Source organism: Vibrio splendidus, from assembly GCF_024347615.1.
GTDB lineage: Bacteria > Pseudomonadota > Gammaproteobacteria > Enterobacterales > Vibrionaceae > Vibrio > Vibrio splendidus.
The window spans coordinates 469011-492112 of record NZ_AP025509.1 but is presented as its reverse complement, the minus strand read 5'-3'; the positions used below and the strand labels follow the sequence as shown (position 1 = coordinate 492112).

The window sequence follows — 23102 nt, the reverse complement described above, 5'->3', positions numbered from 1 at the left end:
GTTTGGCTCAAATTTCAGACCAGCGTTCTATATTAAGCAATCATTTCCTAACGAAGTGATTGCTCAACAATCAAGCTTGAATGCAAAAAGTTGCACTAAAATCGTAGTTATATGCAAATCTTGTTTTAAGTTCTGGGTTAAGATCACATTAAAAACCCCATAAAATATATAGTATTGCGCTGATTCTTTGAGGACAGTGATGAATACGAGTATAAAAAAACTAGTCAGCCAATTTCTATGCACCATATTTGCCCTAGGATTAGTCCCTGCCCTCTACATCAATTCTGAACTTGACAGAATTGATGCTCAGCATACTCTAAATATTAAGCAGTCTAGCCAAAACCAAATCGAATACAGTTTTCACGAACTGGCCGTTATTGTTGAGCAAATATCTAATTCTGTTCCTTCTATCGCAGACTCTCAAACGTTACTTCGCGCAATTGAAGAACCATCAATTGTTCATAAACAAGCTCTGCAAGATCTGTGGGTGATGTTAGCTCGCGGACAACAATACTATTCTCAACTCCGCTACCTCGACCTAGAAGGTAACGAGGTTTACCGTATCAACTACAACAACAATAAAGCGACAATAGTTCCTGAGAATAAACTGCAGAACAAATCAGCTCGTAGCTACTTTAAAGACCTCCACCGACTGAAGATTGGAGAAGTAAGCTCCAACGGTATCGATTTAGAGATTGAGAATGGTGAAGTCGTCCACCCTTTGATGCCAGCCCTAAGGATAATGACACCCGTCGCCTCAGAAGATCGTATTATTGGCTACTTTATTGCTAACCTTAATATGCTCGAGGTCTACGACCGCCTTCTTTATCAAATCGGTACATCATCAGCCGTCCCTGTCATTCTTAACAGAACCGGACATGTCATCATGGGCCCTGATATCGAAGAATCGTTTGGGCATCTTATTGAATCTCGTTCAGATAAAACCTATGCGAAGCTTTACCCAGAGCTTTGGAAAGCCATTCAAGAAAATACCTCTTCTAGCTACTTTGATGGTAAAAACTGGTATTTTCACTCAGATATCAGCCCTAAAATAAAGCAATTTAAAGGACCAATTTATTTGGTTCTTCATGTTGAAAACCAACAATTTAGCAGCCAATACCGACAAGAAAAACAAGCCATATTCGTACAGATCATCACCTTATCTTTCTTAATTTCGATGATCTCAGCAGGTTTTGTGCTTTGGAACAGTAACCATAAAAAGAACAGCATCGATAGCCAACTGGCTAAAGCCGCGATGAATGGCATGTCAGCCTTGGTAATTACTGACCGAAATAACCGAATCATCAAAGTAAACCAAGAGTTTACTCGCGTGAGTGGTTACGATTTGGAAGATGTAAAAGGACGTCAGCCTTCGATGTTTGCCTCTGGTCGCTACAATCAAGAGTTCTACATCAAGATGTGGAGCATTATCACTAAGACGGGAGTTTGGGAAGGTGAAGTGGTCAATCGCCGTAAAGACGGGTCTTTGATCACTGAAATACTACGAATCCAAACCATCAAAGATTCGAAAGATGTGATTCAGTTTTACGTCGCTTCTTTTGTCGATATTAGTAAACATAAAGAACTCGAAAAAAAGCTCAGAAATCTAAGTGAAAAAGACGCATTAGCTGGTTGCTGGAATCGAAGAAAGTTTGACCTTGAACTTCGTGACGAATGTTCTCGTGTTAATCGTTACCCTACTCGCGAACAATCTTGCTTAGCTATCTTGGATATTGACTACTTCAAACGCATTAACGACAGATTTGGGCACGATTACGGTGATCGAGTCATTCAAACAGTCGCTCAAGTACTTCAGCGTGAATGCCGTGAAACAGATTTTGTTGCTCGCATTGGTGGCGAAGAGTTTGGTGTTATTCTGCCTCACACCACAACAGAAGGAGCTGAATACGTTCTCAACAGGCTGAGAATTGCTGTGAGCCTTGAACTCGATAACGTAGTCACTGTGAGTGGCGGCATTACTAACATCACCAATGATCCAGCGCTGAACTACAAGTGCGCTGATTTAGCGTTATACGAAGCTAAAGCAGCAGGTAGAAACAATGTATGCTTATTCCTAGACAAAGAAATGAGTGAAATAGCCTAACAATAGATAGTACAAGCACTCTTGTTAGGCTCTCGATCAACTTGGAGCCGGGTAAAACTCTAACTTGTTCCCTTCTACCACCAGAATACAATCCATCTTCGCAGCATGAGCGGCTTGTTTACCTAAGTTCGTATCTTCAAACACAACACACTGCTTTGGCTGTAATCCCATACCAAAACACGCATCTAAGAAGGTATCTGGGTTGGGTTTGTGATTCTTAACGTCTGTTGCTGTCACTAGGATATCGAGCTTGCTCAAGATATCTGTTTTGTCCAACAACTGTTCTGCACTGTTACGTTGGCTACCCGTCCCGACGGCAATCTTCTTGCTACCTAAATTTTCTAATAACAGAGAATGCGTACAAGGGATGATATCTCCTTTGTCTTCAATCGCAGCAAACGACGCCATCTTAAACGTAGAAACCGCTTGTGGGTCGAGCGATAAACCGTATTTACTGTTCACCTCACCCGCGATCTTATAACTCGGCATGCCACCTAAGCTATGCAGCCAAGACGCTTCAAAATGAAAACCGAATTCTTCAGCCGTTTGCTGCCACGCCTTTACATGTGCTGGCATTGTATCGATCAACGTACCGTCCATATCAAAGATTAATCCTTCATATGCCGTTAAATCTATTTTCATCACTACTACCACTCTTTGAGAAAGTTACTGATACCATAACCAATATTCAGTATCATGACCCCATATTACCGTTCAAAATGGATGTTTATGTTACAAATATCTAACTCTGTTTCGATTCAAGACTGGGAACTCCAGTTAACTGCGATCAGAGCACAGGGAGCAGGCGGCCAAAACGTCAATAAAGTATCAAGTGCGATACATTTGCGTTTTGACATCAAGCACTCCACCCTACCAGATTTCTATAAAGAGAAACTGCTTGCACACAAAGATAGCCGCATCACTAAAGATGGCGTGATTATCATTAAGGCGCAGCAGTATAGAACTCAAGAACAAAACCGTGATGATGCTTTGGTGCGTTTGAAAGAACTTATCTTGGAAGCAACAAAAGTTCAAAAAGTAAGACGAGCAACTAAGCCGACACGTGGCTCTCAGAAAAGACGTTTAGAAGGAAAGAAACAAAGAAGCACCACCAAGCAACTGCGTGGAAGAGTAGAATAATTGTTTCATGTCACCCAGTGAACACGTCACCCATGAAACAACCGCTCTAACTCTATTTATTTAGAGAAAAGACGATACCTATTAGAACAAAACTCTACTGCTGTTTTTTGACCGACAAAATCAGCTTGATTAACAGCATGCGCTCTTCGCTAGTCAGTAAACGACTTACCGCCGCTACGTCTTCCGCTGTCGCTTGTGATGCGCCAACGACATCCAGTACCACATCCAAATCGGTAACTTTCAACGTCCTCGTGAGCGAACGATACTGAGACATTTTGATATCAGCTTCACCACGCTCGATTCGTTGATAGGTTTTTAAACTCATTCCCGCACTTGAGGCTAATTTTTCCTGGGACAAATTGGCGAGCTTCCTGCGATCAATCAGCGCCATGATTATGGGTTCTTGTGACATAAGCTTATCCTCAATAGACAGTTATGACCTAATTTCAGCAAGAAGCAGACCATATTGACTCGCAACGGTTTACATACGCCATTAAAGGCATATTATTCGATTATTAAAAAACGTTACGTTTCATAAACTTTGACACTTAGATCGGTCGCGAGCGTACAGGCTAGTAAACTTGAATATTCAAGTGTTGGGAAATAAGAAAAATTGCAAATTGCGAATAATGAAGGCGTCAAATTGGAAATTGCGAATCGCTATACATTGGCATTTCCTTGTATCAAGCACGCATTAGAATCAGAAAATACCCGCAATCAAATTATCGCGGTACAGCATAGGCTACTCACTTACAAAGAAGTGTTGTTGCACGGGAACATGTTGGAAGACAAGGAATTAAGACAGGCTTTTTCTGCGTTGAACCAAGATGAAAAAGATGTCGCGCAAGGCGGTATTAAAAGCATCAACGATGCAATAAAAGAGATGGACGAGATTCTAGAAAGGTACAGCCGTAAAGCAGTTGTAGAACTAAGCAACTAAGCGGGTAAATGACTAAACAGCTAAACCTGCAGACATAAAAAAGTCGACGCTATCGTTAGATACAGCGTCGACTTGTTCAAAACATTGAAGTTCTAACGTAACACGGCTTTTCTAAGACCCGCGAACAACATCAGCATACCTAGCAAACCAAATGAAACACTACCGCCACTGCTACCAGAGCCAGTCGATGTACGTGCATTCACATAAGCTGTTCGCTTAGCATCAGTAGAAACAAACTTAGCGGTTTCAGTTCCTGCAATCACACTGTCTATCCAAGCTTCATAATCATGGATTTCAGTGAATACCGATGTCACAGTAGCACTACCACCACAAGTATCTGGTCCAAAGCTGGTAATACCAACTTGTCTGTAGTCAGCACCATCTTTCCAATACACTGGGCCGCCTGAATCGCCTTGACACGTACCATTAAATAGCCCGGTAAATGCGCTGTAATCGCCGTTAAAACAGATTTGATTATCAGTTAACGCTGAGCCGTCAGTAAAGGCTGAAGTACAAGTAGCGTTGTCTACGTAATTCAGGTCAGCCTTCTGCAACAAAGTTGTCCCGTCAAAGCCTGAACGTGTATCACCATGCCCAACAGCAACAAAGTCATTAACACCAACACGGTAACTCTCATCGGAAGGACGCTTAACCACATCGTTAACTGAATCGATATTAAGTGCGCTTTCTAGCTTAAGAATAGCAACATCATTGCGTAATAGATCACTCAACGCATTTGAATAGTCACTGCGATAGTAAACTTCTGAGACTCGCGCTTTTTGGATGTTCCCATTAGGAAACTGAGAAGTATCTTCAATTTGAGGAACGACAACCGTAAATAACTACCCTTCTTCATTGCCGTAAATACAGTGTGCTGCCGTCAGAATATGCGTTGGATCTAAAATTGTTGCTCCACAGTAAGGGCCTGTAGAGTAAACACCGTCATAATCAATACGATCAATGAACAAGCTCGCCATCGAAGGAAACTCAGTGACCGAAGCATTGCTACCATTCACGATATAAGGCGTAACACCCGTATTAGGAGTACTTTCGACCGAGTTTTCTGTCGCCATAACACTTGATGTGTAAATCAATGGCGCTAAAAGCCCTAAAACGGCTTTACGAACCGGACTCACTGCATAGTTCACATTCATAGTTAACTCCTTGTAACCGCTACGACTTATTTATAAAAATGATATGTGGACACCATAACACGGCGTGACCCTGAGTATAGTAAGTATTTGTAACGATATGGCCACATCTCTCATTTTATAAACGGATTTATCGACAACTTATCTCAGCCAATCATCCTAAGTTTATACGTTGCGAAAAACAAAAAAGCCTACCGTTAACACCCTCAAATACAGAGAAGCAAACAATAGGCTTTGATTTAGCTTAGTGGTTTCTCTTAAAAGAGATTAGCCACGGTAGTAACGCTGAGGTACGAAAGGCATTTTTTCTACTGTCATTGGTAGCTTCTTGCCACGAACGTCAGCGAATACTTCAGTGCCAATTGCTGCTAGGTCTGTACGAACGTACGCCATAGAAACAGGCTTGCCAGCGTTAGGGCCAGCAGTACCGCTCGTTACAACGCCAATCTTGTTGTCTTCAGCATCGAACAATTCAGCACCTTCACGTACTGGTGCTTTAGTTTGACCCACTAGACCAACACGCTTACGTTGAACATCTTTCGTTGCGATTTGCTCAAGGATGATATCAGCGCCTGGGAAACCGCCAGCACGCTCACCGTCAGTACGACGAACTTTTTGAATACCCCATAGAAGGCTAGCTTCTACTGGTGTTGTCGTTGTGTCTAGGTCGTGACCGTATAAACATAGACCACACTCAAGACGAAGTGAGTCACGAGCGCCAAGGCCAATCCACTCTACTTCTGCTTCTGATGTTAGTTTACGAGCAAGTGCTTCAGCGTGATCGTTCGGTACTGAGATTTCGTAGCCGTCTTCACCGGTATAACCACTGCGGCTTACGATGCACTCTACGCCGTCGATATCGACTTTTTGAACGTCCATGAACAGCATGTCTGCAACACTTGGTTGGAAACGAGCAAGAACTTCAGACGCTTTAGGGCCTTGAAGTGCTAACAGAGCGCGATCATCAATCACTTCCATTTCTACGTCAGCTGGAAGGTGCGCAGTTAGGTGGTCGATATCTTGTGTTTTACAAGCCGCGTTAACAACAACAAACAAGTGATCGCCTAGGTTAGCCACCATCAGGTCATCCATAATGCCGCCCTGCTCGTTGGTAAAGAACGCATAGCGCTGCTTACCAGAAGGAAGGTCAATAATATCTACAGGAACCAAAGATTCTAAGACAGCTGCTGCGTTTGCGCCATGAAGACGAAGTTGCCCCATGTGAGAAACATCAAAAAGACCGGCAGCATCACGAGTGTGTAAGTGCTCTTTCTTTACACCTAGTGGATACTGAACTGGCATATCGTAGCCAGCGAAAGGAACCATTTTTGCACCCTCTTCAACATGAAGTGCATGCAGTGGTGTTGTTAGTAGGTCTTGATTAGCGTGTTCTTGAGTCATTTTCTTCTCCATGAAGCGTTGCAGGCTGTCCAAAGTCGAGTCTGCCGCTTATATCTCTATTTAGAGTCGCCTCTAACGATAAGTCTCATCATTAGTCACCTCAGCGTATTCGCGTTAGTCACCTTGACGTCTTAACCTTAGAAACAGTAGATAGTAAAAAGTGATGTCTTTTATATAGGCTTATATCGTTAGCTTGATAAATCAGGTTAGCTGTACAAAAGCTCTACAAGTCACTTTCTAAGAATTCACTTCAGTAAACTTCAATCAACATGAGTAAACCGTGTTCACTATAATAAACAAGCCTGAGTCAGTTTTACACCCTTAACAATAGTAAAACAGTTCAAAATGTGACATTTAACAATTTAAAAACAATTTTTCGATGCATACAAAAACGCGATATTGATGATTATCACATCAATATCGCGTCTGTTGGCTAACGTTAGAAACAATAGCAAACGGTTGCATTCACTATAAGAAATTCCAACTTTGTTAATTTATTTTGCTGTCACCCACAAAATGAGCGCGTCTTCTGCGCTGGTCGAGATAAGCATGTGACCCATATTGGCATCATAATACATGCTATCACCTTCACTCATTGGCACAGGTTCGTAGAATTCTGAGTAGAACATCACATCACCAGAGATGATCATCAAAAACTCTTCACCGTCGTGACGTACCCAATCGTTATACTCTTCAAAAGTACGCGCTCTCACGCGACTCTTAAAGGGCATCATCTTCTTATTAGACAGCTCTGTTGCAAGCAGTTCATGCTCGTACGTTGGGGTTGGGTGAGGTTTACCTTGACCGGCCTTTGTTAAATCACGACGCCCTGTTGCGACCTTTTTCCTTGGTGGCTCAAACAGTTGGGGCATATTTATTTGTAAGCCCATCGCTAGTTTTTGCATCGCTTGGAAAGTTGGCGAGATTTGCTCGTTCTCAATTTTGCTGAGCGTAGAGCGAGCTAAACCAGTACGTTGGCTCGCTTCTTCTAACGTAATCCCAAGCTTGCCGCGGATATCTTTAATACGCTGGCCAAGCCTAAGTGGTTCGATATTCTGGTCTAACGTTTCCTTCGCCAACGTTAAAGATGGGTACTCATCATAAATGTCTTCTGACATAGGTCCCTCATTAAATTCTTGCTTCCTGTCTATTAATTTCATTGTTGCATGAAGCGCTTTGTTGATTAAAGAGCACACAGAGAAATAAAGCGTGCTCCCCGTAGCAAAACAAGAAAAGTTGTTTCCTATTGGAAATTTTTGTTGAAAATTGATTTTATCGGAGCTATGTTATCGACTTGTTAGATGAAGAGATGCTACTTCGGCTTGCAGCAAATGATAGATTTAACATTTGTAAGAGCTGTTTTTTACCCGAACTTTTTGGGAAACAATTCGTGCTGCATTGACCCTACAACGATCGCTTAGACGCTGTAAGAGTATATTTATAACGCAATTCACGTTTATCTATACCTATATAGCGCAAACGATACCGATGCAGAAATCAACGTAAGACCTAATGGACTATAAAAATAATCACCATTAGCTTAATGAAAGGTCTCGACAATGAACGCTTACCAAAACCATAGCTTAGACAGTTTTTTCACTACGAACCTATCTGGTACTGACGACGCAGTATTTGCTGGCATCCAAGCAGAGAACACTCGTCAAAACGAACAAATCGAACTTATTGCTTCTGAGAACATCGTTTCTAAAGCAGTAATGCAAGCTCAAGGCACTTGCCTAACCAACAAATACGCAGAAGGCTACCCAGGCCGTCGTTACTACGGTGGTTGTGAGCACGTAGATACCGTTGAAGCTATCGCGATTGAACGCGCTAAACAGCTGTTCAAATGTGAATACGTAAACGTACAGCCTCACTCTGGCGCTCAAGCAAACGGTGCAGTTAAACTTGCGCTACTTCAACCTGGCGACACTATCCTAGGTATGTCTCTTGACGCTGGTGGCCACCTTACACACGGTGCACGCCCTGCAATGTCTGGTAAATGGTTCAACGCCGTTCAATATGGCGTAGACCGCGACACACTTGAAATTGATTACGAAGCGGTTCGCGCTTTAGCAATCGAAAGCCAACCTAAAATGATTATTGCTGGTGGTAGTGCTATCCCACGTGTTATTGATTTCGCTAAGTTCCGTGAAATCGCTGACGAAGTTGGCGCTATCCTAATGGTCGATATGGCACACATCGCGGGTCTTATCGCGACAGGTGCTCACCCTAGCCCACTACCACACGCACACGTTGTTACTACAACAACGCACAAAACACTTCGTGGCCCACGCGGCGGTATGATTCTTACGAATCACGAAGACATCAACAAAAAGATCAACTCTGCAGTGTTCCCTGGCCTTCAAGGCGGCCCACTAATGCACGTTATCGCGGCTAAAGCAGTGGCGTTTGGCGAAGCACTTGGCCCAGAATTTAATACTTATATTGATTCAGTGATCGATAACGCAAAAGTTCTTGCTGAAGTGTTGCAAACTCGCGGTTGTGACATTGTGACTGGCGGTACTGACACACACCTAATGCTGGTTGACCTTCGTCCTAAGGGCTTGAAAGGTAACGTAACTGAAGAAGCATTAGAGCGTGCAGGGATCACATGTAACAAAAATGGCATACCATTCGACACAGAGAAGCCTATGATTACTTCGGGTATTCGTTTAGGTACGCCAGCTGGAACCAGTCGTGGTTTTGGCACTGAAGAATTCAAACTTATCGGTGAATGGATCGGCGATGTACTTGATGGCTTAGTTGAGAGCCCTGAAGGCAACGCTGAAGTTGAGCAACGTGTTCGCAAGCAAGTTAAAGAGCTTTGCAAACGCTTCCCTCTTTATCGTTAAACCGTTTTTAAGATTTAAATTAAAACCTCATAAATTTTTGGAGAATAAGCAATGGACAATACACTAAAGTTTGCAGACAGCCACGAGTGGGTAAAAGACAACGGTGACGGTACTGTAACAATCGGTATTTCTGAGCATGCTCAAGAGATGCTAGGTGACGTTGTGTTTGTTGACCTGCCTGACACTGGAGACGAAATCGAAGCTGGCGAAAGCTTCTCTCTAGTTGAATCAGTGAAAGCAGCTTCTGATATCTACGCACCAATCTCTGGCGAAATCGTAGAAATCAACGAAGAATTAGAAGATAGCCCAGAGTTAATTAACGAAGAATCTTATGAAGGTGGTTGGATTGTTAAAGTGAAGATGTCTGATGCGTCTGAACTAAACAACCTTAAAGATGCGGAAGAATACCTAAGCTCTATCGAAGAAGACTAATAGGTTCCTCATTACGATAAAGCTGCTCTTTGGAGCAGCTTAATTTTAGGGGCTAGCTCACGGCTCCAAAGAGAAAGTAGAACATATCATGACTGAATTACTTCAAAGCCAATTACTAAAAGACTTGGGTACTCAAAACGAGTTTGTTGCTCGTCATAACGGCCCTAATAAAGCAGACCAGCAAAAAATGCTTGATGCGATCAACGCGACTAGCTTAGACGCTCTGATCGACGAAACGGTTCCTGCACAAATCCGTCTTGAAAAACCAATGACACTTGCTGCGCCACTGAGCGAAATGGACATGCTGACCTCTCTTAAAGAGATCGCTAACCTAAACCAAGTGAAACGTACTTTCATTGGCCAAGGCTACTACAACACATTCACTCCAAACGTTATTCTACGTAACGTTTTAGAGAACCCAGGCTGGTACACAGCTTACACACCATACCAACCAGAGATTTCTCAAGGTCGCCTTGAAGCTCTACTCAATTACCAACAAATGGTAATGGACCTAACCGGTATGGAAATCGCGAACGCATCCCTTCTTGATGAAGCGACAGCGGCTGGCGAAGCAATGACACTGTGTAAGCGTGCTGGCAAAAGCAAGAGCAAAGTATTCTTCGTTGCTGACGATGTTCACCCTCAAACACTAGAAGTTGTTAAAACTCGTGCTGAGTACATCGGTTTTGAAGTAATGGTTGGTGCTCTTGAAACACTTCCAGAGCAAGACGTATTTGGTGCGCTTCTTCAATACCCGAGTACAACGGGTGAAGTGCGTGACCTAACAGACATCATTGCGAAAGCTCAAGCTAACAAAACACTGGTTACAGTGGCTACTGACCTACTTGCTTCTGCTCTACTTAAGCCTGCTGGCGAAATGGGCGCAGACGTAGTCATCGGTTCAGCGCAACGTTTCGGCGTTCCTATGGGTTACGGCGGTCCACACGCTGCATTCATGGGTACTCGTGAAAAGCATAAGCGTACAATGCCAGGTCGTGTAATTGGTGTATCTATCGATACGCACGGTAACCAAGCACTACGTATGGCAATGCAAACTCGTGAGCAACACATCCGCCGCGAGAAAGCGACATCGAACATCTGTACAGCTCAAGCACTTCTAGCAAACATGGCGTCTTTCTACGCGGTTTACCACGGTGCAGAAGGCCTACGTACTATTGCTCGTCGTACACACCACATGACAGCTATCCTAGCTGCTGGCTTGACTAAAGCGGGTTACGAGCTAACAAACAACAGCTTCTTTGATACCATCACAATCAACTCTGAAGAGAAGACAGATGCACTGTACGCGAAAGCACAAGCAGCAGACATCAACCTTCGTCGACTTGTTGGCAAGATCGGTATCAGCTTAGATGAAACAACAACGATCGACGACGTGAACGCACTGTTCGCAATCTTCGACGTTAAAGAAGACGTTCAAGCACTATCTTCTGACATTGCATCAAACGAGTTTGCAGCAATTCCAGAAAACTGCCGTCGTGAATCAGAGTTCCTAACTCACCCAGTATTCAACACGCACCACAGCGAAACGCAAATGATGCGTTACCTAAAACAGCTTGAGAACAAAGACTTCTCACTAACGCACGGCATGATCCCACTGGGCAGCTGTACGATGAAGCTGAACGCTGCTGCTGAGATGATTCCAGTAACATGGCCTGAGTTTGGTTCAATTCACCCATTCGCACCTCTTGATCAAGCAGCAGGCTACACAGCGCTAGCGAAAGATCTAAAAGAGAAGCTATGTGAAATCACTGGTTACGACGATTTCTCACTACAGCCTAACTCTGGTGCATCTGGTGAATACGCAGGTCTAATCGCGATTCAACGTTACCACGCAAGCCGCGGTGAAGCTCACCGTAACGTTTGTCTGATTCCAAGCTCTGCGCACGGTACTAACCCTGCAACAGCATCAATGGTTTCAATGAAGGTAGTGGTTGTTAAGTGTGATGAAGATGGCAACATCGACATGACAGACCTAGCAGCGAAAATCGAGAAGCACAAAGAAAACCTATCAAGCATCATGATCACTTACCCTTCTACGCACGGCGTATACGAAGAGCAAGTGAAAGAAGTGTGTGAACAAGTACACGCAGCGGGCGGTCAGGTTTACCTAGACGGCGCGAACATGAACGCTCAAGTAGGTCTAACTTCACCTGGCTTCATCGGTTCAGACGTATCTCACTTGAACCTACACAAAACATTCTGTATCCCACACGGTGGTGGCGGTCCGGGTATGGGTCCTATCGGCGTTAAATCGCACCTAGCACCTTTCCTACCAGGTCACATCGAAAACGGTGTACAAGGTTCTGACTACGCGGTATCAGCTGCAGATCTAGGTAGTGCTTCAATCCTACCGATCTCTTGGGCTTACATCGCAATGATGGGCGAACCTGGCCTAACAGACGCAACGAAAGTAGCGATTCTGAACGCGAACTACGTGATGGAGAAACTACGTCCTCACTACCCTGTTCTTTACCGTGGCACTAACGGCCGCGTAGCGCACGAATGTATTATCGATATTCGTCCGCTTAAAGAAGACACAGGCATCAGCGAAGAAGATATTGCTAAGCGTCTAATGGACTTCGGTTTCCACGCACCTACGATGTCTTTCCCAGTAGCAGGCACGCTAATGGTTGAGCCAACTGAATCTGAAGATTTAGAAGAGCTAGACCGTTTCTGTGAAGCGATGATCGCAATCCGTCACGAAATGGCAGCAGTGAAAGCCGGTGAATGGCCACTAGACAACAACCCTCTAGTGAACGCACCGCACACTCAAGTTGACCTTTCAGGCGCAGAATGGGATCGCCCTTACTCTCGCGAACTGGCTTGCTTCCCATCGAAAGCAACGAAGAACTCGAAGTACTGGCCAACAGTTAACCGTGTAGACAACGTATACGGCGACCGTAACCTAATCTGTTCTTGCCCAAGCATCGACAACTACGAAGACTAATTTTTGTAGATTTTAGATAAACAAAAGCGAACCACTTGGTTCGCTTTTTTGTTTTTCAGATTATATGACTAAGAAAGCATTGACCTTACCGTAAGGGAAAGGTTTAAGGTTGAGTGAAACCAACGATGAATTAGGAACTGATTATGGTATGTTGCAATAAAGCGCCAAAAGGTGGAGCCCCTCTTGGCTTGCTTCTAAAAGTAACGCTTGGGATTGGTCTTTTTGTTTTTCTACTAGCTTTGTGGCAATAAATTTGAGCTGAGCCCTTAAGGGACGCTTTCAACAGTGCCTTAGAGACAACCAAAAACAGAACTAGTATGTAATATTTGTGTGCCCCATCTTTAACCGGGTCTGCAAAATATAATCATGTTTCATTCTTCAACCCCAATTATACAATGCTCTCCATGTTGAGGAAGAGCGTGAATCCCACCAATTCGCTTTAAATCGCATGCGGATAATGAGGGTTCAACCTGCGAATAACAGCACTGCATACACAGAATTTCAGGCTGCGCACAGATAGAAGAAATGATGACCTGATCACTTGTCGTGCATGGTGAAAAAGGTTTTTGTTCCCATGCAAAAGAACCAGTGCAAAAAAAAGCAACCTGTGCCGGTTTGCCGCATTTCTCGCAAAACCCACGTAATTTTCGAAAGGTCTCTTTCAGAGCAATTAAATCTTCTTTTCTTTCCCCTTGTTTATTATCGTGAAGGGCAAACTCTTCAAATTCACGCAATGGAGTTGGAAGGTATTGATAGAGACCTTTTCTTTTGTATTCAAAGTCGGGGGAGAAGACAACCAATCGTGCTTGTGACGTAGTAAATGACTTGCGATATTCCGATAATAAATGTTCTCGACATAAGGTCTGTCTTTGATATCCATACCATGAAAACCAAAGAAATTTTTTAGGCACTTTAACACAAAAATCAGTAACACTTTTTTCTTGGCACTTAAGACAAGTCATCGACACATCCTCCAATAATTTCCGTAGGGTCGCTTTTATACAATCAAACAGAATAGGAAAACTATGCTGTTTAAGTAGAGACCTAAGTAGCATAAAAAACCACGGTGTTTAGCGCATCACTTCAAGCTTCAGGATTACATTATCTATATGTGATACCTTCACCCTTAACCCTTTTCTTATAGGCCCGCCATGCGACTTAGTATTATTAAAACCAGGGGAGATACTAAAGTCTGAATAACTAAATTTAACACCCTCAACAGTAAAACTTTCCTGTTGATGCCCTCCATAAGGTATCGGGTTAAAGTTCTCAACACTTCCTTCAACAACATCATATTCACCCTGACCGTAATCAGATAAAAGGGAATATAATTGAATTATTAAGCTGCCCCCACTTAAAGCAGTCCAAAGCACTGAAAAAATAAGGAGTATTTTGAAAACCATACCTATGCTTTGTTCAGTCGCTGGCTTACCAACAACTTGCACATCCCAACTGGATAATTTCTTTCTATTTTTATAACCTTCAGCCGATATATATATAAATAACAAACCGGGAAGAGCGAAATAAAGTGACCACAACCCTTCAAACTTTATATTATAAACAACTTCGTACATTACGACCTCAATTGAATGCTAACACCTTGGCTAATCCATTTTGCCATAAACTCAAAATCGGCTTGAATTGAAAGTGCCAAACGTTGTGAATCAAACTTAACCTTCTTGTTATACAAGTGGTTAATTGTGCTCTGCAGTTTCTTTAAAGAGCAGGTTCAGAGGTTTAACCAAAGAGTAAATCCACAAGCCAAATGCTACAAAGCACCACATAAATAATGTTAGAAACAAACTAAATATTGGCCACATAGCCAAGGCGAGCAGCAGGCCTGATATGCCCGTTACTGGTGTTTCATCCCACTTTACAGTCTCCGCACCAAATATAGATGCGATACCACATACTAAAAAGAAGACAAAGAAGCTCAGGCTAAAGCCGATAAAGAGCATTTTGAAAAGAGACCTTTTCGATATTTTCTTAACTGTAATTTCCATTTTCATCCCTGTATTTGTATAACAGCTGTGCTACAGAAAATTCTGCCTAGTTCATTAGTCACCAATTGTACTAGCCTTTGTCTTTCCATAACAATCACTTATACCACAACCTTAGTGATTAGCGTGGCAAATATAGAAATTATCCAACTAGCATGATTTACAATAAATCAATAACTTACGAGAGTTAGTGTTGTGTTTTGACCATCAGAATCGGCCCCTACCTCAAAGCTAGTGAAACTCAATAAATCCAATGCTTGACCCTATACGGTAAGGTGTTTATATTGTCGCCCGCCCAACGGGGCACATCCTAAAATACACACCGGCCATCCTGCCATCATTCGTGTATTTATATTGGTGTTGTGAACTTCCATGCTAACGAAACTTCGTCCTTTTACTCGTGAATCGGGTGCGCTTATGCATCTTTCGATTCCAATCATTTTGACTCAAATAGCGACCCAAGCGATGGGATTTGTCGATACGACAATGGCTGGCCAAGTAAGCCCTGCCGATCTTGCTGCTATTGCACTTGGCACTAGCCTTTGGATTCCTGTGTTGCTGTTACTGCGTGGCGTTATTATGGCGTTAACGCCTGTTGTCGCTTACCACCGCGGCTCACGTGACTTTCAAAGTATCTCTGTTGAGTTCTTCCAGATGGTTTGGTTGGCATTAATTGCTAGCGTATTACTCATTGCTTACTTGGTGAGTGCGAAACCAATCTTAGAATGGATTGGGGTAGCCGCTGAGATCATCCCTATCGGCAGTGACTATGCGTTTGCCCTAGCCTTCGGTGTGCCGGGTATTGCCCTGTTCTACACCTTGAACGGTTTCTGTGAAGGTATGAACAACACCAAAGTGCCAATGATCATTTCTGTGGTTGGCTTGTTGGTGAATATTCCGGTCAACTACGTGCTTATCTACGGTAAGTTCGGCTTCCCTGAAATGGGCGCTGTGGGTTGTGGTTGGGCGACAAGCTTGGTGTATTGGTTGATGTCGGGAATGCTGTATTCCTACATTAAAGGTCATCACCACTACAAAACCATTATTAGTTTTGCAGACGCTAAACCAAAAGCAAAAGAGATGCTTCACCTTCTAAGATTAGGTTTACCTATCGGGATGAACATCGCTGTATGTGGCAGTATCTTTGCGGTAATCGCACTGATGATTGGTCGTATTGGTGCAGAGAACGTAGCAGCCGCACAAATTGCACTTAACATCTCGAGCCTAACTTACGTGATTCCAATGAGTATTTCGTTTGGCATTACGATTCGTGTTGGACATGCACTAGGCGAGAAAGACGAACTAGGCGCAATTGAACGCAGCAAAGTCGGTATCTTGGTTGCAGCATTAATATCGCTACTTTCGGTTGCGATGTTCCTTCTATTCCCTGAGTGGATCATTAGGCTTTACACCACCGACCCTGCGATAAGTGCAACGGCAGCGGTATTGTTGACCTTTACAGCTATGTACCAATTCAGCGATGCATTGCAAACGTCTGCTAATGGAGCATTGCGTGGCTATAAAGATACTAAGATCCCAATGATCTTAGCTATCGCTTCATACTGGGGCTTAGCACTACCACTCGGCATGGTGTTGGGCTTAACAGACCACATTGTTCCAGCAATGGGTGAAGAAGGCTTTTGGATTGGTATCCTAACGGGCTTGAGCGTTTCAGCGACGCTGATGTTAATTCGCTTGCGATACGTGATTAAGAAGCGTGACTTGCCACCAGCAAGTGCTCCATTGGTAAACTAAGACCGAACATTAAGCTAAGACAAATCATTAAGCTAAGACAAAAAAGCGCGTTATTGCTACTCGGCAATAACGCGCTTTTTTATTGAATTTCTATAAACCAGATGATGTGGTTGGTTTAACACTCATCGTTCATAACACGAACTGTACACTCACAACCATCTACTGGACATGTGTCTCCACTTGTCCTGCCGCCAAAAGAATCATAAAGAACATAACAACCTGAAGGTAAGGCATCATCAGTTATGTTATTGCTGTTAAGGTCAGCTTGACTAAATGGCTGAGTATATCCCACAACCGTGTGTCTGTTACCTAATTCAGAGATGATGCTGTCATCATCCGACAAAGTTAGGAAATCGAGCATATTTAACGCATCTCCTGATTCGCCTTCACTTTCAGGGCAAAGTGTTCCCCAATCTACTTCAACGCTACCAATGCCAAAATCGATTACATAGTTGCTCTGATCACCTGGGTTTGTTGCGTCCGGGTTAAGCCCAACAATAATGGCTTTAGAAGTCACCTGCTTGATAACCCCTTCCATTGCACCCGCAACACCTTCAAGTACCGCTTCTCTCGCTGACTCTTGGATATTAAGAAACCTCGGAGCTGCTGTAACGGCCAAGACTCCAAGTATCACGATGACAATGATTAATTCCATTAAAGTAAATCCGTTTTTCTTCATAACACCCACATCAACTGACAACTAAAGATACAATTACTGAATGAACTATCAATAACTATACATCGTGATGAGAGGCGGAACACCTTATGTGTCGCGTCAGAGCTGTTGTTTAGTCGATTTTTTGACCTTACGCATGCGGAAATAAAAGCAAGTGCCTGCTGTCACTGTCTTATTTGATCGCGTTGTTTCTAAATAGGTCAAATTTTCGATATTACACTGCAGGTACATTCTTCATTTCTGTCGCGCTCTATCGGAGATCTGCGTCTGCATATCGCAAAAAAATAGCGCTCATGTATGACATAAGCGCTATTAAATAACTGGAGACCCACACCTCTCTTAAAGAGATATGTTGGGAATTCTAGATTTTAAATGAACCGACATAACGATCGAGAACTTGTGATAGCTCTGCCAGGTGCTGGCTTGATTGCTCTAATTTCTCACTTGCGCTCAAACCGTTTTTGACTGAGCTATTAACCGTATCCATGTTCATATTAATTTCATTCGCTACCGCTGACTGCTGCTCCGTTGCCGTTGCGACTTGCGTATTAATATCGAGAATAGCCAAAACTTGCGTTGAAATCTTTTCCAAAGCTTGGCGAGCCATTTCAGTTTCAGTCGTACCCTCTTCAATTAGGTTCTTACTATTACTCATCGAGCTAACAGCGTTCTTAGCTTCGGTTTGAAGTTGGTTGATCATAGTGTCAATTTCATCGGTCGACTGTGCTGTTTTTGTCGCAAGGTTACGAACTTCATCAGCAACAACCGCAAAGCCTCGACCAGCTTCACCGGCACGTGCAGCTTCAATCGCAGCGTTCAGTGCAAGCAAGTTTGTTTGCTCAGAAATACCTCGAATAACGTCAAGAATAGTACCGATCGACTGAGTATTATCAGCAAGGCTCACGATGATGTTAGAAGCACTATTCATTTCGGCTTCAAGGTTTGCAATCGAATTTGTGGTCTTCTCGATCGTCTTATGACCTTCTTGAGTTTCACTCGCCGCCATGTTTGCCGCGCTTGCAGCACCAGCCGCGCTAGACGCAATTTCATTAACCGTGGCGATCATTTCATTCATAGATGTCACGACCAACATGGTTTGTTCGTTCTGCTCTTGTCCTCTTTGCAATGCTTGCTGTGACTGTTCACGAAGCCCAATAGCAGTGCTATTTAATTCAACACCCGTATTCACTGTTTGCGTAATTATCTCGTGCACCTTGCCAACGAACACATTGAAAGCCGATGAGATTTGAGCAACTTCGTCATTCCCTTTGATGGGCAAACGTACCGATAGGTCACCATCACCTTCAGAAATATCGTGTAATGTGTTTTTCAATACCAAGAGAGGCTGCATCAGTTTGCTAAGAAGAAGCGATAGAACAACGAGACAAACAACAAAAATGAAAACCATTGAAGCGAGCTGGTAGCTAATAATACCATTCGTTGCTTGGCTCACTTCCGTGATCGGAATACCGATATCAAAGGTACCGTACAGCTGACCGTTGACGTAGATAGGTGCCATAATGTCAAACACCCACACTTGTTGAACATCAGCGTACCATTTTGAATACTATTGTACGCCTTGGGTTGCACCTTTAACGGTATAGCTATCTTCGTAAACCTTATTAAGTTTATTTTTATCGCTGTGTGCAACAGCGCTTACGTTACTATCAATAACAATTGCATAAGTGACATCAGATCGCTGTTTCAGCTCACCCACCAGCTTTTGTAAGTCTTGAACTGGATTATCCGAATTCTCTAAGATATACCCAGCATTTCCAGCCAAGAATTCAGCTTGAACTTGAGATTTGTTCAATATTATCTCATCGATTTTTTCACTTGAAATGAAATAGGTTGACGCCATACTCGCAGCGACTGCAATGCCAAACATAATAAAAACGGCAAATAGGATTGTTTTCTTCATTTAGGTTGTCTCGACGCAAGTTTGTTAAAAATTCTCTGAAGGTTTCAATAACTGAAACCAAAGCTCGCACGTTCTGTCTCGTGTTAGAGCTCCCACTAATCCTTTATCTGTCAAAATCTCGATAACTTTAGCTAAATTATATGAAAAGCATATGTTAGTCACACTTGCATAACATATGGCGTATCTAACGCGGAATCTACACTGGGAAATCCGATTAACAATTAATAAAGTCGTTTAGAAAAACATGCGCGAATACACAGCAATAGGCCAGAGACACTGCTATCGAACAAATAAAAAAGCGCGTTACTGCCAGTGGCAATAACGCGCTTCTTGAATCGATATCTTGCGATATCGTTTTAAGCTATTCCGTTTAAGCTATATCGTTTTAATTAATCACTTTCACATAAGGAAGCACTCGGAATCCATCACGTACTTTTTGGCTCGGAATGTAATGGCGGAAAGCCAAGTTAAACACACCAGAATCGTTCTCTGTTTTGATGTTGTTTACCGCATCATCACCACAACCAAAGCTTACTGTGTAAGTGCCATCTGCATTTTTCTCAGCCGTGTTTGAGCTTACGTTCGCCACTTCACCAAACATGAAACCTTGTTTGTTGTAGACAGTTACCGACCAAAACGCTTGGTTCTTAGGATCATCAAAGGTCGCTTGATGACAAGTGTCTGCCGGGAAGTTACCAGAGACTTCGTAGATATTGTCATCTAACTGCGCGCCGCCCCAACCGATAGCTGCACCCACCGCGTACTTCTCTTTGGTAAACATCTCTTTTGAAGCATCTTCAGGGCTGGTAAACATACCAAACGTCGCCTGAGCACCATCGCGTTTCAGTAGCTTTGGCATTTCCATCTTAAGGTTTTTCTCGACCTTCTCGAATGATTTCTCATCCACTTGCATTGCCATGAATTCAGCGTCTGCTTTTGCATCAATGCTCATCTGATCTTGGATTTTGTGAACTTCATCTTTGGTGAACGTCGCGTCGGTACGAACGATGACATACACGTGGTCACCACTATGTGTAGAAAGATCAAACGTACCAGAACCGTATTGCATTGGCTGAATGCGGTGGTCTTCTGTAATCACCTCCATCGACATGTATTTACCTTCAGGAATCTCAGGTAGCGTAATCGTCGCGCCTTGCGAAACGTTAATCACAGCCATTGAGTAGTATGTGTCTCGGTTCATTCGAACCACAGGCTGTTTATCAGTTGGCGTTAGCTCGCGTTTGTGTAGGAATTTATTAACGCCAACAAGCTCTTGGTTTTTCAAATATTGGCGTGACGTTTCGTACACCGCGTAATTGTCGACGGTAGTTACTTCACCATCGGCATTGAAGAACTCTGTCAGAGTTGAAACCTCTTCAGCTGCGTAAGAAGAAAGAGAAACTGCGCTTAAACCTAAAACTACTAATGCTAATTTTTTCATTGTTGACCTTTAATAAAATCGATAACGCTAAATCAATACATAGTCCATTTGTTTTTGTTCGAACAGTTAGTTCGTTAACCGCTCAACTTGTGAACAATGTTATCAAGACAGCACAAATTCACAAATGACATCGCCGTATAATAGATATGCAGCGAAGTAATGTTACTTATCAAGCATTATTCTTGATTGAAATACTAACAATACAGTAGCCTATTTATAGACCATGATATTTGGTATTTCCAAAGTAGTGGTAAATAAGGATAGGTTGATCGCGTGTGACGAAATTATTTTCGACTACCCTTAGCAAAGGTGATTTAAACAATTGCTTTAACTGACAATATTTATATTTTCGCCATCTGGTGACCTAAATCTCACTTGATTAATTAATCAATAGGTAAGCAAATGAACCCAACTTTAGACGCTATAAACCAACTAAAGCAGCAGATGGAATCCGCAGTAATCGGCCAGCAACATATGGTCGACACATTACTGGTTGCGCTCCTTACAAACGGCAATGTATTGCTTGAAGGATTACCAGGAACAGCAAAAACTCGTTCTATCAAATCATTGGCTTCTGCCCTACAAGTTGACCTTGGTCGTGTTCAATTCACTCCAGATTTGTTGCCTTCGGACGTAACAGGCACAGAGGTATATCAAGACGTAGATGGCAAACCAACGCTCACCTTCCAACCGGGCCCAGTTTTCAACAATCTATTGCTGGCGGATGAGATCAACCGTTCCCCAGCAAAGGTACAAGCTGCATTGTTGGAAGCAATGGAAGAGCGTCAAATCACTGTAGCTGGCAAGACTTACAAACTGCCTGATCTATTCATGGTTTTAGCGACACAAAACCCGGTTGAACAAGAAGGTACTTATCCGCTGCCAGAAGCGCAAATGGACAGATTTATCATGAAAATAAATCTCGATTATCCAGATGCGGATGCCGAAGAGCAGATCATTAAGATGGTTCGCAGTGAGGAAAAACCAAGCACTGAGAAGCCCGCCCCCATTGATCCGCAGTGTATTTTTGATGCTCGTGATCAGCTACGCGACATTCATTGTAGCGACGCGGTTCTTAAATACATTGTCGCGATTGTGGTGGCAACAAGACAACCAGAGTTGTACCCAGAGTCACCCCTTTCACAATGGATTGGTGTTGGTTCAAGCCCGCGTGCAACCATCGCGTTAGACAAGTGTTCACGAGCGATGGCATGGCTAAACGGTAAGGACTTTGTCGACCCTGATGATGTTCGTAACGTGGTTCATGGGGTTCTGCGCCACCGCCTTATTCTATCGTACGATGCACTGGCTGAAGGCGTCAGTTCAGACAGAGTCATCGATGAGATTTTGTCTCAAGTTGCAGTAGCGTAACGCGAGAGGTCACCATGGATACGAAACCAACACTTGATCCCGATATCTATACCAATCTAAAGGCATTGCGATTGTTGAAATACAAGGCGCATGGCTTTGACTTTCTACCTAATCAGCCAATCAACAGTGCGTTAACAGGTCGCCATGTTTCGAAGCTACGTGGGCGAGGATTGAACTTTGAAGAGATGCGTCACTATCAGATTGGTGACGATATTCGCACCATGGATTGGAAAGTGACGAATAGAACGGGCAAGCCACACGTCAAAATATTCTCTGAAGAACGCGAGCGTAACGTTTATGTCATGGTCGATCAGCGCACGAGCATGTTCTTTGGCAGCACAGGTCGAATGAAATCTGTAGTTGCTGCAGAAATCGCAGCTTTGATTGCTTGGAAAGTCATAGACAGTACCGATCGTGTGGGCGCCATTATCTATAACGACAGCACTGCTCTGCCTATTTCACCACAACGCAGCGCAAATCATGTACTCAAAATACTCAATGAGATTGCGAGTAAGAATCAGCAGCTCAAAGCGGGAAAGGCTCAAGACACCCAATCCAATTCCTTCGCTAAATTGTTTCATCAAGCGCAGAGGTTGGTTAAGCATGATGGGTTAGTGATCTTGATTACCGATGGCTACGGCTATAACGAGCGTAGCGAAGAGCAAATCAAGGCGCTCTGTCAGCACAACGATGTGGTGTTGTGTCATGTTACCGACCCACTAGAGCATGATTTAGCCACGCTTAACAAGATGGTACTTAGCGACGGGCAATTGCAATTATCCGTATCAGGCCAAGAAGCACAGTTACGCGATGCATTCGCCAAAGACGTGGTTCAAGCCATTGATAATTTCACGGCAGTGGCGAAGAAATATCGAATCCCTGTATTGCCTTTCAACACAGTCGACCCAACCGATGTTCAGCTTAGAAAAGCACTCGGCGCGAGTTAAATA

At 43.3% G+C, this 23102-nt stretch carries 18 protein-coding genes and 2 pseudogenes; 9 read left to right on the top strand and 11 right to left on the bottom strand.

The window, feature by feature from the left end; all coding sequences use genetic code 11:
* Nucleotides 1-199 precede the first annotated feature (199 nt).
* Nucleotides 200-2104 (top strand): sensor domain-containing diguanylate cyclase, encoded by a 1905-nt coding sequence (locus OCU90_RS19475; RefSeq protein ID WP_004730910.1) that lies wholly within the window; start codon nt 200-202, stop codon nt 2102-2104.
* Between the two features lie 36 nt (nt 2105-2140).
* Here OCU90_RS19475 and OCU90_RS19470 read toward each other — a convergent pair whose 3' ends face one another.
* Nucleotides 2141-2746, bottom strand: coding sequence for a beta-phosphoglucomutase family hydrolase (locus OCU90_RS19470; protein WP_004730911.1), 606 nt, complete (start codon nt 2744-2746; stop codon nt 2141-2143).
* An 87-nt stretch (nt 2747-2833) separates the two neighbouring features.
* Here OCU90_RS19470 and arfB point away from each other — a divergent pair, with 87 nt between their 5' ends.
* Entirely contained in the window at nt 2834-3244 is a 411-nt protein-coding gene (gene arfB, locus OCU90_RS19465; RefSeq protein ID WP_004730912.1) for an alternative ribosome rescue aminoacyl-tRNA hydrolase ArfB, read from the top strand.
* A gap of 94 nt (nt 3245-3338) precedes the next feature.
* Here the strand turns inward: arfB and OCU90_RS19460 are convergent, their stop codons facing one another.
* Entirely contained in the window at nt 3339-3656 is a 318-nt protein-coding gene (locus OCU90_RS19460) for a helix-turn-helix transcriptional regulator (protein WP_004730913.1), read from the bottom strand.
* 201 nt (nt 3657-3857) lie between these two features.
* Between OCU90_RS19460 and OCU90_RS19455 the strand changes: the two genes are divergently transcribed.
* Entirely contained in the window at nt 3858-4184 is a 327-nt protein-coding gene (locus tag OCU90_RS19455) for a hypothetical protein (RefSeq protein ID WP_004730914.1), read from the top strand.
* A 92-nt stretch (nt 4185-4276) separates the two neighbouring features.
* On the opposite strand, the pseudogene OCU90_RS19450 reads toward OCU90_RS19455, so the two are convergent.
* From OCU90_RS19450 to OCU90_RS19440, 3 genes and pseudogenes are all read right to left on the bottom strand, one after another.
* Nucleotides 4277-5338: pseudogene (locus OCU90_RS19450) on the bottom strand (S1 family peptidase).
* A 264-nt stretch (nt 5339-5602) separates the two neighbouring features.
* Nucleotides 5603-6736: a glycine cleavage system aminomethyltransferase GcvT gene (gene gcvT, locus OCU90_RS19445; protein WP_029223675.1), complete on the bottom strand. Its 1134-nt coding sequence runs from the start codon at nt 6734-6736 to the stop codon at nt 5603-5605.
* Between the two features lie 494 nt (nt 6737-7230).
* Entirely contained in the window at nt 7231-7854 is a 624-nt protein-coding gene (locus OCU90_RS19440) for a helix-turn-helix domain-containing protein (RefSeq protein WP_017082298.1), read from the bottom strand.
* A gap of 441 nt (nt 7855-8295) precedes the next feature.
* Here OCU90_RS19440 and OCU90_RS19435 point away from each other — a divergent pair, with 441 nt between their 5' ends.
* The 3 genes from OCU90_RS19435 to gcvP all read left to right on the top strand — a co-directional run bounded on the left by OCU90_RS19435 (nt 8296) and on the right by gcvP (nt 12988).
* Nucleotides 8296-9588: a serine hydroxymethyltransferase gene (locus OCU90_RS19435; RefSeq protein ID WP_054546921.1), complete on the top strand. Its 1293-nt coding sequence runs from the start codon at nt 8296-8298 to the stop codon at nt 9586-9588.
* A gap of 51 nt (nt 9589-9639) precedes the next feature.
* Nucleotides 9640-10020: a glycine cleavage system protein GcvH gene (gene gcvH / locus OCU90_RS19430; RefSeq protein ID WP_004730871.1), complete on the top strand. Its 381-nt coding sequence runs from the start codon at nt 9640-9642 to the stop codon at nt 10018-10020.
* Between the two features lie 88 nt (nt 10021-10108).
* A complete protein-coding gene (gene gcvP, locus OCU90_RS19425) occupies nt 10109-12988 on the top strand; it encodes an aminomethyl-transferring glycine dehydrogenase (RefSeq protein ID WP_061022962.1) in 2880 nt (959 codons plus the stop codon).
* A gap of 371 nt (nt 12989-13359) precedes the next feature.
* Here the strand turns inward: gcvP and OCU90_RS19420 are convergent, their stop codons facing one another.
* The 3 genes from OCU90_RS19420 to OCU90_RS19410 form a co-directional block, all read right to left on the bottom strand.
* Nucleotides 13360-13950 (bottom strand): hypothetical protein, encoded by a 591-nt coding sequence (locus tag OCU90_RS19420; protein WP_061022964.1) that lies wholly within the window; start codon nt 13948-13950, stop codon nt 13360-13362.
* Nucleotides 13951-14058: 108 nt separating this feature from the next.
* The gene (locus tag OCU90_RS19415) at nt 14059-14562 is read right to left on the bottom strand and encodes a hypothetical protein (RefSeq protein WP_061022965.1); all 504 of its coding nucleotides are present in this window, start codon (nt 14560-14562) and stop codon (nt 14059-14061) included.
* A 120-nt stretch (nt 14563-14682) separates the two neighbouring features.
* A complete protein-coding gene (locus tag OCU90_RS19410) occupies nt 14683-14997 on the bottom strand; it encodes a hypothetical protein (protein WP_026012397.1) in 315 nt (104 codons plus the stop codon).
* A 363-nt stretch (nt 14998-15360) separates the two neighbouring features.
* On the opposite strand from OCU90_RS19410, the gene OCU90_RS19405 reads away from it, so the two are divergent.
* Nucleotides 15361-16743, top strand: a complete 1383-nt coding sequence (locus OCU90_RS19405) for an MATE family efflux transporter (RefSeq protein WP_061022966.1) — start codon at nt 15361-15363, stop codon at nt 16741-16743.
* Between the two features lie 115 nt (nt 16744-16858).
* Here OCU90_RS19405 and OCU90_RS19400 read toward each other — a convergent pair whose 3' ends face one another.
* From OCU90_RS19400 to OCU90_RS19390, 3 genes and pseudogenes are all read right to left on the bottom strand, one after another.
* Nucleotides 16859-17398, bottom strand: a complete 540-nt coding sequence (locus OCU90_RS19400; protein ID WP_061022968.1) for a type II secretion system protein — start codon at nt 17396-17398, stop codon at nt 16859-16861.
* A 382-nt stretch (nt 17399-17780) separates the two neighbouring features.
* Nucleotides 17781-19307 (bottom strand): annotated as a pseudogene (locus OCU90_RS19395) (methyl-accepting chemotaxis protein).
* Between the two features lie 418 nt (nt 19308-19725).
* Complete coding sequence (locus OCU90_RS19390; RefSeq protein WP_061022970.1) at nt 19726-20781, bottom strand: DUF1254 domain-containing protein; 1056 nt, start codon at nt 20779-20781, stop codon at nt 19726-19728.
* Between the two features lie 402 nt (nt 20782-21183).
* On the opposite strand from OCU90_RS19390, the gene OCU90_RS19385 reads away from it, so the two are divergent.
* Nucleotides 21184-22152, top strand: coding sequence for an AAA family ATPase (locus tag OCU90_RS19385; RefSeq protein WP_061022972.1), 969 nt, complete (start codon nt 21184-21186; stop codon nt 22150-22152).
* 14 nt (nt 22153-22166) lie between these two features.
* Nucleotides 22167-23099, top strand: a complete 933-nt coding sequence (locus OCU90_RS19380) for a DUF58 domain-containing protein (RefSeq protein WP_061022974.1) — start codon at nt 22167-22169, stop codon at nt 23097-23099.
* Nucleotides 23100-23102 lie beyond the last annotated feature (3 nt).

Coding starts and splice junctions, on each gene's coding strand:
- gcvH (WP_004730871.1), top strand. CDS start 9,640: ATGGACAATACACTAAAGTTTGCAGACAGCCACGAGTGGGTAAAAGAC.
- OCU90_RS19380 (WP_061022974.1), top strand. CDS start 22,167: ATGGATACGAAACCAACACTTGATCCCGATATCTATACCAATCTAAAG.
- OCU90_RS19405 (WP_061022966.1), top strand. CDS start 15,361: ATGCTAACGAAACTTCGTCCTTTTACTCGTGAATCGGGTGCGCTTATG.
- OCU90_RS19410 (WP_026012397.1), bottom strand. CDS start 14,997: ATGAAAATGGAAATTACAGTTAAGAAAATATCGAAAAGGTCTCTTTTC.
- OCU90_RS19435 (WP_054546921.1), top strand. CDS start 8,296: ATGAACGCTTACCAAAACCATAGCTTAGACAGTTTTTTCACTACGAAC.
- OCU90_RS19400 (WP_061022968.1), bottom strand. CDS start 17,398: ATGGAATTAATCATTGTCATCGTGATACTTGGAGTCTTGGCCGTTACA.
- gcvT (WP_029223675.1), bottom strand. CDS start 6,736: ATGACTCAAGAACACGCTAATCAAGACCTACTAACAACACCACTGCAT.
- OCU90_RS19385 (WP_061022972.1), top strand. CDS start 21,184: ATGAACCCAACTTTAGACGCTATAAACCAACTAAAGCAGCAGATGGAA.
- OCU90_RS19440 (WP_017082298.1), bottom strand. CDS start 7,854: ATGTCAGAAGACATTTATGATGAGTACCCATCTTTAACGTTGGCGAAG.
- OCU90_RS19390 (WP_061022970.1), bottom strand. CDS start 20,781: ATGAAAAAATTAGCATTAGTAGTTTTAGGTTTAAGCGCAGTTTCTCTT.
- OCU90_RS19475 (WP_004730910.1), top strand. CDS start 200: ATGAATACGAGTATAAAAAAACTAGTCAGCCAATTTCTATGCACCATA.
- OCU90_RS19415 (WP_061022965.1), bottom strand. CDS start 14,562: ATGTACGAAGTTGTTTATAATATAAAGTTTGAAGGGTTGTGGTCACTT.
- arfB (WP_004730912.1), top strand. CDS start 2,834: ATGTTACAAATATCTAACTCTGTTTCGATTCAAGACTGGGAACTCCAG.
- gcvP (WP_061022962.1), top strand. CDS start 10,109: ATGACTGAATTACTTCAAAGCCAATTACTAAAAGACTTGGGTACTCAA.
- OCU90_RS19470 (WP_004730911.1), bottom strand. CDS start 2,746: ATGAAAATAGATTTAACGGCATATGAAGGATTAATCTTTGATATGGAC.
- OCU90_RS19460 (WP_004730913.1), bottom strand. CDS start 3,656: ATGTCACAAGAACCCATAATCATGGCGCTGATTGATCGCAGGAAGCTC.
- OCU90_RS19420 (WP_061022964.1), bottom strand. CDS start 13,950: ATGACTTGTCTTAAGTGCCAAGAAAAAAGTGTTACTGATTTTTGTGTT.